Annotated in this window: 7 protein-coding genes; 3 read left to right on the top strand and 4 right to left on the bottom strand. The window is 43.7% G+C overall.

Annotation, left to right across the window (positions count from 1 at the left end; translation table 11 throughout):
• Positions 1-17: 17 nt before the first annotated feature.
• Positions 18-5,498 carry an alpha-2-macroglobulin family protein gene (locus G500_RS0114405; RefSeq protein ID WP_051203660.1) on the bottom strand — a complete coding sequence of 1,827 codons (5,481 nt, stop codon included), beginning with the start codon at positions 5,496-5,498 and terminating at the stop codon, positions 18-20.
• Between the two features lie 99 nt (positions 5,499-5,597).
• On the bottom strand, positions 5,598-6,635 hold the full coding sequence (locus G500_RS0114400; RefSeq protein ID WP_027003060.1) for a hypothetical protein: 1,038 nt from the start codon (positions 6,633-6,635) through the stop codon (positions 5,598-5,600).
• 198 nt (positions 6,636-6,833) lie between these two features.
• On the opposite strand from G500_RS0114400, the gene G500_RS0114390 reads away from it, so the two are divergent.
• The 3 genes from G500_RS0114390 to G500_RS0114380 all read left to right on the top strand — a co-directional run bounded on the left by G500_RS0114390 (position 6,834) and on the right by G500_RS0114380 (position 9,171).
• A complete protein-coding gene (locus G500_RS0114390) occupies positions 6,834-8,099 on the top strand; it encodes an NADH-quinone oxidoreductase subunit D (RefSeq protein ID WP_051203658.1) in 1,266 nt (421 codons plus the stop codon).
• A gap of 441 nt (positions 8,100-8,540) precedes the next feature.
• Positions 8,541-8,768, top strand: coding sequence for a hypothetical protein (locus G500_RS0114385; RefSeq protein ID WP_027003057.1), 228 nt, complete (start codon positions 8,541-8,543; stop codon positions 8,766-8,768).
• A complete protein-coding gene (locus G500_RS0114380) occupies positions 8,749-9,171 on the top strand; it encodes a putative toxin-antitoxin system toxin component, PIN family (protein ID WP_027003056.1) in 423 nt (140 codons plus the stop codon). Before G500_RS0114385 ends, G500_RS0114380 begins: the two co-directional genes overlap by 20 nt.
• 422 nt (positions 9,172-9,593) lie before the next feature.
• Here G500_RS0114380 and G500_RS0114375 read toward each other — a convergent pair whose 3' ends face one another.
• Together G500_RS0114375 and G500_RS0114370 are read right to left on the bottom strand one after the other, a co-directional pair.
• Positions 9,594-10,553 (bottom strand): electron transfer flavoprotein subunit alpha/FixB family protein, encoded by a 960-nt coding sequence (locus G500_RS0114375; RefSeq protein ID WP_027003055.1) that lies wholly within the window; start codon positions 10,551-10,553, stop codon positions 9,594-9,596.
• A 97-nt stretch (positions 10,554-10,650) separates the two neighbouring features.
• Positions 10,651-11,382, bottom strand: coding sequence for an electron transfer flavoprotein subunit beta/FixA family protein (locus tag G500_RS0114370; RefSeq protein ID WP_027003054.1), 732 nt, complete (start codon positions 11,380-11,382; stop codon positions 10,651-10,653).
• Between the last annotated feature and the right edge of the window lie 887 nt (positions 11,383-12,269).

Raw genomic sequence — 12,269 nt, 5'->3', positions numbered from 1 at the left:
ATTGCAATAAAAATCATTTATTGAATCACAACTTCTGCTGCGCCATGATAAGAGCGATAAAGTCCGTTGTACATAGCATCAGCCGAAATGGGACCCATCTTGAATTTGCCCTTCGTAACGGCACGCGCCTGATAGTAAAAATACTGGGTTTTGGCACGCGCGGTGGTGAAGATATTGATGCGGTCGTCGCGGAAGTCGATGTAGTCGGGCGAGGCACTTTCTTCTACCCATTTGAGGCTATAATTGTCGGTAAGGCGTGGGTTTTCAATTTCCAGACCCGCAGGCAGGATGTCGGTAATGACGACATTTTGCACCGCATCGAGCTTCTCTATGGCTTCTATCGCCACTTTTACAACAATAAGCTCATTTTGTTTGAGATTTTGTAGGGAAATCGCCTTTCCATTTCTATCAAAAAAGGTCTTCCTAACGCGCAAGAACTTGTCTTCCTGCACATAACGCCCTGTGGCAGAGATGCCCTCTTTTTCCCAAAAGTAGTAGAGCGAGCCTTCGCCTTCGGTCTTGATGGAGAGTTCTTTGCCCGCAATGTTTTGGTCTATTTTGAGGGTTTTGCCCTCAAAGTTGGCTAATACCTCACTGCCTACACTAATTGTAGCAGTAATGTTAGCGGCGTTAGCCTTTCGTGCCAATTTGCCCAACGCTAAGAAAGCAAATGCCTGCTCTTGGGTATTGAGGAAAGGGGTGCTGCGAAGCTGCTCGGAAAGGACACGCGCCAAAGTGGGGACTTGGCTGTTTTGTGGGTCTTGCTCGATGAGCATGTTCAAGACAATGGCTTGGTCGCGGATATGTGAGTAGAAATTGCCATCGAGGGCATTATCAGCCCTATCACCATTGGCATTGAAGTCGGCAGGAAGCAGTTTGCGATAGCTGGCATTATCACCCAATAGTTTATAGGTAAGTGCCAAAAGATACTTCGAATCAGTGGCTAATTGGGTAGGATTTGCCTTGTAGAAGTTCATCGTCGCATAGTCCTGTTTGCCTGCCTGCGCCAAAATGTAGAGCGAATAGAAGGTAGCCTTGTCGGGGATACTGCGTCGGAAGCGTTCTCCTTTTGCATTGAAATAGTAATAAACTTGGGAAGGCTTAGACTTTACTTGGCTCGTGAGGTATTCATAAGCCTTGTCAAAGAACTCCTTTTCGACCTGAAAACCTGCCTTTTGCGCCTCCATCATAAAATGTGTCGCATAGACCGTTCCCCACCAACTCTCCTCTGTACCACCTTGCCAATAGCTAAGACCGCCACTATAAAGTTGCATGGACTGCAATTTGGCAATGGCAATCTTGATGTTTTCATTGGGGTTGAGATTGTAGCTAAGTGCCTGCCCTAAGTTTTGGCTCAAATCCTGCACATATAGCTGTGGGAAAACAGAAGAAGTCGTTTGCTCGACACAACCGTAAGGATATTGTACCAAATAATCAAAGTTTTTAGCAAACTGAATCATAGGCGATTTGCTCACTACTAATTTTGCCTTTGCCGAAGCCGCCATGTAGTCGTGTTTGAGCGATACAGTTTGGCTTGTGCCTGCTTTTAGCTCGCCGCCTCCTGCCTCTTTGAGCAAAGAAGTAGAAGGACGGATACTAATTTGGGTCTGCTCGGAAAAGGTTTCGCCTAAGGCTTTTACCTCTGCTTTGATGTCGGTATTGGCAATGATTGCGCCTGCCTTCAAACGCACAAAAACGCGCTTTTCAGCATTGGCATTGATAGAAACGGTCTGTTTTGCACCTTCTATCACACTCAAACCTGTCCCTGCTTCGATGCTAACTTCGGCTTCGGCATTTTTATCAGTGGTATTGGTAATGGTAAGAGGCATTACTACTTCGTCGTTGGGGCTTAGAAAACGCGGCAGTCCTGTGGAAAGAACAATCGGGTCGGCAACTTTCATATTGGTAAAATTAGACCCAAATTGGCTGCCCTTTACCGCCACTGCCATGATGCGCAAGTCGCCTGAAAACTGCGGAATTTCCAAGTCATAAGCCACTTCGCCCTGTGCATTGGTTTTGAGCGTACCACTCCAAAACGCCACAGGCTTGACGCGCTTATTCGCCATCGGATTCGTTCTGCCGTTCAAATCGTAGCCGTCTGCGCCAAAACTGGGCATCTGTGCCGTAAATTCGGGGAAAATGCGCTTGTACATATCATAACTATAAACGGCTAAACTGCGCTTTTGGAAAAAGAACTGATAGGGGTCGGGATTTTGATAGCCCTTAATTTGTAAAATACCCTCATCTACGGCAGCAATCGTAACCTCGACATCGGAAAGTGGCGTTTCGGTCTTGACGCGAATGGTCTGTTTGGTCTTCGAGCGCACCTTGGCAGGGGCAGAAACGGTGAGCGGTAGGTGGTGCTTGGGTTTGTCTTCCACTTTAAAAGTGAGATAGCCATGCGCTACCATCAACGGCACAGAATTATCGACAAGCGGACGAATGAGCGTCGCCGAAATAAATAGGTTGGGCAGATGCGCCGCTTCTATGGGCAAATCTAAGGCGGCAGACCTATCTTTGACATCGAGATAACGGTATTGCAAGACCTTATCCTGCTCATAAGTAACCAACATCTTACCCGAAAAAGGCGTTTTGAAAAGCACCTTTGCCGTTTCGCCTACGTTGTACTGTGGCTTATCGAGGGTAATATCGATATGCCCTTCTTTATCCACTTCAAAAGAACTTGCCGAAGTTGCCCCCCACGCATAGGCGTAGAAATGGTCAGCTACATAACTTTCTGACCCCTGCAAATAAAGGCGCACTTCATACTCACCCGACACAGCAGGCACAAAGGCAACGGAAGAGCCAGAGGTCGCAATTCTTACCGTTTGTTCGCGCTCGATGATTTCGCGTCGGCGTGAAACATAGCGGTATTCGTTGTAATAATTTTTTTCCAAAACTGTCTGCCATTCATAGCGGACAATCTTGACCAGCGCGTCGCTATTTTTGGGCTTGCCCTTTGTATCGAGTGCTATCAGCGGAAAGCGCAGTTCTTTATTTGTGCCTACCCAATACACATCTAAGGGTTTGATGCCCAAAAAGGTATTTTGTGTGAAAATATCCACGTTTTTAGCACTTCGAACAGGTCTGCCATTTTCATCAAAAACCGTAACCAAGACGCGCCCCCTTAGCAAGCCAATATTTTGATACTCACTTGCAATTTGGAAAGATTCGCGTAGCTTGCCTTCCGAATCGGTGCTGCCTTCTACAATTTTTTCATCAAAATAAGTAAAACTTGTATTATTGAGCGTGAAAATATAGCCTTCAGTTTCTTTCTGATTTTTAGGCGGGGCAAAAGATTCTTTGGAAAGGAAAAGGGCGGCTTCATATTTTCTATCCACTGCTGGCGGGCCGAAAAGGTTGAGAGCCAATCCATTGACTTCTATTTTTTCGCCTGCCTGAATTTGCTCTGCACCTACCTGTGTTTCTACCTTAATTCTATTAGGAACAAACTCCTCGATGCTCAATTCCTGCGATTCGAGATGTACGTCGTTGGAAGTATAAACCGAAAGGGTGTAACTACCCGTAACGGCATTATCAGGCAGCGTAAGGGAAAATTCGGCAGTACCTTCGTCGTTCAAGACGGCTTTTTGGGTAGTAAAGGTCTTGCCATTAGGCAGGGTAAGTTTCCACTTGATAGGCAATTTGCCTACACTTTTCCAATCGGGGCTGCGGACAATCGCCTTGTGCGAAATTTTTTCACCAGGGCGATACAAATTGCGCTCGCCATAGAGGAAGGTTTGATAATTGCCTACAGCAATGCCTCCTAATTCATAGCGCGAAGTAGAAACGGGATTTTGTGAAAAGTGCATATAGCTAAATTCGCCGTCTTTTTCCGCCGTAAGCATATAGGTTTTATAGCCTTGCGCATTTTTGTCTAAATTTTTGAAAACTGCTACCCCTTCGGTATTCGTTTGTGCCGTCAGGATTTTCTGATTGCTGCTGCTAATAAGCGAAACACTTGCACCTGCAATGGGCTGCGCCGTTAGAATGGAATTGACAAAGACGGTAATATCGTCTGATTGCGCCCTTTTGACGATAAAGCCCATGTCGGAATACGCCACAATCTTGGTATCGGCAATCCAACGCTTGTTTGTAGATTGCACCTTGACCAAATAAACGCCCTTAAATTTTCGGTCGTCTTTGGGTACAATGTCCTTCATATTGAGAGCATAGAGCATGCCAAAACGCTTAAAACTTTTCAGGGGCAGGGTTTCGGTATAAATGACATCGCCATAGTTGTCGTAATTGGAATTGCCGTAATAGTAATCGTCGTAACCATTGCTGCTGCCATAGTCGCCTAAGCCTACCGATTCGCGTAGGAAGTGCTGCAAATTGTTTTCATAGATTTTATAAACGGTCATCTCTACCTCGTCAGAACCATACACGCGAAAGGCGATATTTTTTTCGCCCTTGCTGGTCAGATAGGCGGCTTTCTTGTCTGCAAATTGGATAGATGGCTCTACCTCGCCTAAGGTAATGTACTGCTCGAAGTCGGAAGAAAGGGTTTTGCCAAAAACGCCTGTCAAGCCTCTTTCTATGGTCATTTTGTAATTTGTACCTTCTAAAAAGTCGCCTTTGACAAGGAAACCATCATCTAAACGCTCGATGTGAAAGACTAAATTTGGCTCTATCGTAATCAAGTCTTTGATTTGCGCCTCTTTCATATTGACGGCTTGGTTGGTAAAGACGCGCACTGCCATGCCGTCGTTGCCCTGCTGATGCTGCACCTGCAAGATATTGAAGCGGTCGCGGGCGGGAATTTCGCTATCTATGCGCAAGGGTTTCGCCTTTCCTGTGCCTGCGGGTGTGGTTAGCCCTTCAGCGATTTGCAACGCCAAAAGTCGCTTTTCCTCTTCGGGCAAATCTTTTTTAATTTCGATGCGAATGATAGAAGAAAGGCTTTGAGAAAGCACCTGATAGGGCAGTTCAGATTCGCCTAACTTGATTTTTGCCAAACGGCTTAAATCTTCGGGATTGACTTCGTAATTGAAGCGCAAATTCATTTGCAGTTGTGGTGTGCCGCTTTTGCTAAGTCCCCAAAAAGTTTCTGCCCCTTGAATACTTAAATAAGGCGTATGAAATTTGTAGCTTTCTTTTTCTAATTTCAAATCCTTATTGTATTGGTTCAATAAATCGGCGTTGAGAATTGCCTCATAGTCGGTGGCGGGTGCAAAGCCTGCATCAGGGGAAAAAATAAGCGTGCGTGCATCTGTCCATTTAAACTGCCCCGTAACTTTGGGCGAAATAAGCAAGTAAGGTTCTTGCGTCCATTCGCCTATTTTGGTGGCAGGTGCAAGGTCTTGCTCGAAGGTAAATTCTAAATTCTGACGTGGCACAATTTCCTCCTCAAAGTTGCGCTTGACCTTAGAAAGGCTGCTCTTTTGTGTGCTACACGCATACAAGACCAGCAAGCTAAGTAGCAAAGCAAGGCTTGAAAAGGTAAAAATACTCGGCTTAGGTCGGAAAAAGTGGCTTTTTCCTGTTAGGTGATTCATATCTTGATTGTTTAGGGTAAAAATTGGGTGTAATAAAAAAACCTGAAAAAACAGTATTGATATTAAAAAATAAAAGACCTACTTGTTCTATTATTTTTTCTATTGAAAATTAGGCGACATCTCGGATAAGTTTTCAGACGCATTTTCCGAAGCCTCCCCTTCTGCCCCAACGCCCACGCGCTTTCTGACGATATAAGGTTCTTCAAAAAAAAGCGTCGTATCTCTGCCTGTGGGCAAAGCCACTACGACTTTACCTTTGAGCATTTTGGTAGCCAATCCGTTGGCATCATACTCATCGGGTTCGGCTTTTGCCTTAAATTTGATTTTATAAATGCCATTTTCTTCTAAAAGTGTGCCTTCTTCCAGCTCTACTTTTAGCGGCTGCGAAGAAGAAGCCGCCACAACGAAGATGTCCGCTTCATAGCGTTCGCCTTCGGTAAGCAAGAGTTTTTGCGCGACAATAAGCGGCATAACCCTATCAAATTGAAAATCTATGAAATTTATTTTTTTACTAATAAAAGTAATCGCCTCTTTTTCTCGTGCTGTAATGTCCGCGCTGATTTTGGTCAGATGATACAAAAAGATAGGCAGGCTACTTTCAAAATACAAATCATAGAAAGCCTCAAAAGTCATCTCTTCGCCTTGTGGAGAAAGGGTCAGGGGAGTGATATAGTCTGTGCCTGCAATGGTCGTAATTTTTTGTGTGTACTGCCCAAGTGCCTGATAAAATTCCAACACTTTCTCTTTTTTTTCCCATTTGGGCTGACTCAAAATCCCTTTGTAGATGCCTGTTTCTGCCTCTGCGCCGCCTGTTTGCTCGATGGCTTCTGCCTTCAATTCGCCTACTTTTTGAAGCAAGTCGTTGGTCAGAATTTGAATTTGCTTTGCATTTTGCAACCATTGAATAGCGGCACTATTGCTCCCCTTTTGTTCTATTTGCTGTTGTACCTCCCCTAAAAATTCTTGGGTGCGCTCTCGCCTTACGTCCAAAAGTTGGGTTGCCTCTCGCTCGGCACTCACCAGCACCAACATGTCTTGTTTGGTAAGCGGACGGGCAAGGCTATTTTTTTGAACCAAATATACGATTATGAGCAGCAATAATATCAATAAAGGAAGCCAAATTTGTATTTTTCGCATACAAGGGTAGAAAAAAGTTCGGAAAAAGGCGTTGGGTTAGGCTTCAAAGCTACGTATTTTTCCAGAAAATAACAAAGAAAAAAGGTGCATATCCGAAAAATAAAAGGACAAATCTTATTTTCCGTCTGAGTCTGCGAAAAAATGCCTAACTTTACTATCCAGACTTGAAACGCCCTTTGCTCGCATTTTATTTTGCCTATGTCCAAATCGCCTTCTAATCGCCCTTCTCATTTTACTGCGAACCCTTTGCAGCGTCCGCTTGAATATCAATCCGACCCTACCCATTTGCAGCGTTCTGCGCCTACGCTGCACAGCGAAAGCGATTTGAAAAAGGAAGAGATGTTGGTCAATTTAGGTCCCCAGCACCCTTCTACGCATGGCGTTTTGCGCTTAGAAGTCATTACTGACGGCGAAACGGTTGTGAAAGTTGTTCCTCATATTGGATATTTGCACCGTTGTTTTGAAAAACATGCCGAATCGCTAAACTATGCCCAAATCATTCCTTACGTCGATAGAATGGATTATTTGGCAGCCATGAACAACGAACATATCTACGCTTTGGCGGTAGAAAAGATGTTGGGTTTGTCGGAAAAAATCGCGCCAAGGGTAGAATGGATACGTATTTTAGTTGCCGAACTCAATAGAATCGCCTCTCATTTTTTGGCGATAGGCACTTATGCGATGGACATCGGAGCAGTAACGCCTTTTCTTTGGCTTATGCGCGATAGAGAGCATATTTTACGCTTCTTCGAATGGGTTTCGGGTGTGCGTTTGCTATACAATTACATTTGGGTTGGCGGCTTGTACTACGATTTACCTGTGGGTTTTGAAGAAAAATGTCTTGAATTTGTGCAATATCTCAAACCTAAATTAGTAGAACTTTCTCAAATTTTATTAGAAAACAAAATCTTTGTAGAAAGGACAGCCCTTGTAGGCGTGCTGCCGCTGCAAACGGCTCTTAATTGTGGAGCTACGGGGGTAATGCTACGCGCTTCGGGCTTGCGCTATGATTTGCGAAAAGCCAAACCTTACTCTTTTTATAGCCAAATAGATTTTGATGTTCCCATAGGCGAAGGCATCAAGGGAAAAACGGGCGACTGTTGGGATAGAACTTATGTGAGGGCTTTGGAATGTCAGGAGTCTTTGAAAATTATTGCACAATGTTTGGAAATTCTAACCCAAAAAGAAAAAAGAACGCGCGATTTCGACCCACAAGCCGCCGTACCGCGCCGCATCAAACCCACAATGGGCGACTTTTATTTTAGCGGCGAAACGCCACGTGGCGAGTTGGGCTTTTTTATTCGAAGCGACGGCAAAAGCGACCGCCCTCTGCGTATGAAAGTTCGTGCGCCCTCTTTCTCAAACCTTTCTGCCCTGCCCCTACTTGCCGAAGGTGTCCTTTTGGCTGACCTAATTGCCATTATCGGCTCGGTTGATATTGTCTTGGGTGAAGTAGATAGGTAATAAAGTTAAGCGATAGCAAATGACGTTGCCTGCTATGAAAAATTTTGTATTTTCAAAAAACGTAGCGCGAGGCTTCAGTTTCCCCTATCAGTGCGGCAAATCTTGGATTTGCGGAATTGATTAGGCGTAGTTGGAGAACTACGCCTAACTTTTACTTTCTTATTTGGTTATTGGAATACTGCGCACAAGGGGGGCTTACAAATTTTAATCACAAAAAAGCAAAAAAAACTTGCGCCTTTTTGGAAAAAGGTGTAATTTGCAACTGTTAAAACATATAAAGACTTGGGCTTCGAAAGTTGCCTGCGTTGGTCGTATTATAGAAGGGTGGAAAGCCCTTTGGACACGATGATGAACACGAAAAAACTTTGAAAATGCGCAAAAACTTGCGTATAGCTACATGTTGGCTGAAATTGTAAGAAACGAAACTTTAAAAAATACGATATGCGAGCAATTCAGATAAAAATAAGCGAAACCGACTTCCAAAAGTACAACTTTGGAAATGAGGAAATCAAATTTACCGATTTGGTAGAGATGATAAGTAGGGAGTATGCCCGAAAAGCACTTTTGGAATGTAACGAAATAGCCAAACAGGTTGGGCTTTCCAAAATGACAATGGACGAAATCAACGCCGAAATAAAAGCTGTAAGAGATGCAAAAACTCATTCTTGATACCAATATTATTGTTTCGGCACTTATTTCAAGTTCTATTCCGAGCAATATTTTGTATGAATTGGTGCTAACCAAGAAAGTGGAAACTTGTCTTTCAGAAGAGATATTTTCCGAGTATGTGGAAGTATTGAATCGAGATAAATTTGCAAAATTCGCTAACTTTAAGACGAAAGCGGAAGTAGTTTTGAGCAAATTACGTGAAATCTCAACTTTCTACCGAACAGACAGAAAGGTAGAAATTTTGACGGATACAAGTGACAACAAGTTTTTAGAATTGGCAGCAGTAAGTTTTGCGGACTTCTTGACAACAGGTAACACGCTTGACTTCACGATAACGGAGTTTGAGTACACAAAAATTTTGACCCCAAGAGAATACTGGGATAATTACGCACCGAAAGAATAACAAATTCAGCCAACATTATGTTTGCGAACTGAAAGTCGGCGAAGCCAAAAGGCGGGCTAATGTGCTAAATTTCGGCTTTTGTACTTTCTATAAACTTTGTGCGTAGGGCAAGGGAAGTGCTATTTAATCCCGCCCTTCGCAAACATTTTTCTGTTGTAGCCCCCGTTGGGCGTACTTTCCGACTATGCCCTATCAGTATGGCAAATCTTTGATTTGCGTTATAAGATACTACAAAAATAGCAAAAAAGAAATACAAGATACGATTTTGTAGCTTTGATAGTAGAAGTAACATTTGGGTCTGAAAACCATTTTTTGTTTTAATCTCACTGCGGACAAGGCAATGTCTTGTCCCTACATTAGACAAGATTAGACAAAAAAATACCTAACAAAATTTTACTCTTGTTAGGTATTCTATAAAAATGCTACACTACTTTTTCCAAAGCAGCCTTCAATTTAGGCACTACCTCGAAAGCATCACCTATGATGCCATAGTCGGCAGACTTAAAGAAGGGAGCTTCAGGGTCTTTGTTGATAACGACAATCGTTTTAGACGAACTCACGCCTGCTAAGTGCTGAATTGCACCCGAAATGCCTACAGCAATGTAGAGGGTAGGGCTTACCTTGATGCCCGTCTGCCCTACGTGTTCGTGATGCGGTCGCCAGTCTAAGTCGGAAACAGGTTTAGAGCAAGCGGTAGCCGCTCCCAAAGTTTTGGCTAAATCTTCAATCATGCCCCAATTTTCGGGACCTTTCAAGCCACGTCCAGCCGATACTACGCGGTCTGCTTCGGGAAGTAAGATATCGCCTTCTTGTTTTTTGACTTCTAAGACTTTGATTGCAAAATCGTTGGCACCAAAATCTACGCTAAAAGGCTCTATGGCAGCACTGCCGCCATTGTGATTCGCAGGTAGGATATTTTTGGCAATGGTGAGGATTTTTCTTTCGCCATTCAAGACCACTTTTGCAAAGGCTTTGCCTGTATAAACGCCCCTTTGTACGGAAAAACCGCCCTCTTGGGTAGGCAGAGCCGTAACGTTAGAAGCCACTGTCGCATTCCATTTGATACCTACGCGCGGTGCTGCGGCATCTACAAGGGAAGAGCGCGACATGACGATACAAGAAACGCCTTCTTTTTCGGCTGCCTGTGCAATAGCGGTAGCGATGGCTGCCACAGGGCGGCTTTCCAAGCGCGGTTCGCTCACCTGCAAGACTTTATTAGCACCATAACCGCCCAAATCGGCTAAGTTGTCGGCTTTATCCGTAGCCAAAGCAACCACAGAGCCGCCTATCATATTGGCTACCTGTGCGGCATAGGCAACAGCTTCAAGTGAAGATTTTTTGATAAGCCCGCCGTCGGCTTCTACATATACAAGAACTGACATATTTTGATTTCGATGTTTTGGTGGAGAAATAAATACCGCTCCCTAAAAAGAGTAAAAAAGACAAATTAGACCCAACCACAAAGCAGAAAGATTTGGTTTAGATGACCTTCGCCTCTTCCTTCAAAAGTTTTACTAACTGGTCTAAGTCGTCGGCATCTATCATTTTGCAGTTGCTACGTGCAGGGGGCAATTCATAGCTAACCGTTTCTACTGCGGCTTGGTCTGCCGTAGGCTCTACCACTTTAAGCGGTTTGGTGCGTGCCGTCATGATGCCGCGCATGTTGGGAATCTTCCACTCTGCGATTGGCTCTTGGCAGCCTGCCACCAAAGGCAAATTGCACTCTACATACTCTTTTCCGCCCTCGATTTCGCGCCCCATCTTGGCTACACTGCCCTCGATTTCGAGCGTCATGCAGGGTACGATACAAGGTAAGCCCAATAGTTCGGCGACCATGCCATGCACCTGTCCGCCATTGTAGTCGCTTGCTTCTCTGCCCATTAGGATAAGGTCGTAGCCTACCTCTTTGGCGTGTGTCGCAATTTGTTTGGCTACAAAGAGTGAATCCTTGGGGTGTGCATTGACGCGCACTGCGTCGTCTGCGCCAATCGCTAAGGCTTTACGGATAGTAGGCTCGGTGTCGGCTTCGCCTACATTTAGCACCGTAACACTACCGCCTAACTTTTCTTTCAATTCTACGGCGCGTGCCAAGGCATAGTCGTCGTAAGGACCAATCACAAATTGTACGCCTGCTTTATCTAATTCTGAACCATTGAACTTGATTTTTGCAGTGGTATCAGGTACATGACAGATACAAACCAATATTTTCATATTTAAAATGCGATTTGAAGGTGGTAAAAAGAAACGCCTTTGCGCTTTGATAAGCCAAAAGTAGCTTCTTTTATCGTACAAAAGATACGGTGAACAAATATTTTTGACGCTGCTAAGATACGCTACTTTGGCATAGCTTCCAATTTTTTTTGAAAAATATGCTGCTTGCATAACATTTCATTTGCTTTTTTGTTCGCTACCCCCACTTAAATAAAACCAAGAGTTGAAAAAGTTGTTTTTAGAAAAAAAACAAAAGTCAGAAAATGACCGCAAATACATCAAAACAAACGAAAAACAGAGAAGAACTAAGAGAGGGCTAAGAGAGGGCTAAGAGAGGGCTAAAAAATACTGACGTTGCAGAGAATAGTTTAAAAAAACAGATTTTATCACAAGTTTGCTTAAAACAAAAGGAGGCTTTCAGAGCAAAAAACAAGGTTGAGCCACATCTTAGGCTGCTACCGATTCGGGGTAGTGATGTTAATTTCTAAAAATTAGATTCAACTGTAGGGACAAGGCACTGCCTTGTCCGCAGCAAGATTGAAATAAAAAAGGGTTTTCAAACCCAAAAATAAGGTTCAGCCCAAACTTTATTTCGTTTCTAATTTTACAAAACAAGAATTTTCGCAGAACTTAACATTACTGCGATTTGGGGTAGGATTGTAAAGAAAAAAAATTCTACGTCTTCCAAGCCGCCCTTTCTCTCTTTTTTGCCCGATTTTTGCGCATACTATTCAAAAAGGCGCAAACAAAGGTGGCGCGAGGATTTTGTTAATTTTGTGCAATATTTAAAAGAAAAAGGCTTCTACAATTTGCGCATTGAGAATTTTTAACTAATTTTGCCGAAGGCATAAAATTTTTTAGCCACTTTGCTGTTTAGATAACATAAC

Origin of the sequence: Hugenholtzia roseola DSM 9546, from assembly GCF_000422585.1 — a bacterium.
Classification (GTDB): Bacteria; Bacteroidota; Bacteroidia; order Cytophagales; family Bernardetiaceae; genus Hugenholtzia; species Hugenholtzia roseola.
This window is presented reverse-complemented; position numbering and strand designations above follow the sequence as displayed.

What these genes read in the sequence shown, in the direction of transcription:
- G500_RS0114405 (WP_051203660.1), bottom strand. Translation starts at nt 5,498, where the DNA reads ATGAATCACCTAACAGGAAAAAGCCACTTTTTCCGACCTAAGCCGAGT.
- G500_RS0114380 (WP_027003056.1), top strand. Translation starts at nt 8,749, where the DNA reads ATGCAAAAACTCATTCTTGATACCAATATTATTGTTTCGGCACTTATT.
- G500_RS0114390 (WP_051203658.1), top strand. Translation starts at nt 6,834, where the DNA reads ATGTCCAAATCGCCTTCTAATCGCCCTTCTCATTTTACTGCGAACCCT.
- G500_RS0114400 (WP_027003060.1), bottom strand. Translation starts at nt 6,635, where the DNA reads ATGCGAAAAATACAAATTTGGCTTCCTTTATTGATATTATTGCTGCTC.
- G500_RS0114370 (WP_027003054.1), bottom strand. Translation starts at nt 11,382, where the DNA reads ATGAAAATATTGGTTTGTATCTGTCATGTACCTGATACCACTGCAAAA.
- G500_RS0114375 (WP_027003055.1), bottom strand. Translation starts at nt 10,553, where the DNA reads ATGTCAGTTCTTGTATATGTAGAAGCCGACGGCGGGCTTATCAAAAAA.
- G500_RS0114385 (WP_027003057.1), top strand. Translation starts at nt 8,541, where the DNA reads ATGCGAGCAATTCAGATAAAAATAAGCGAAACCGACTTCCAAAAGTAC.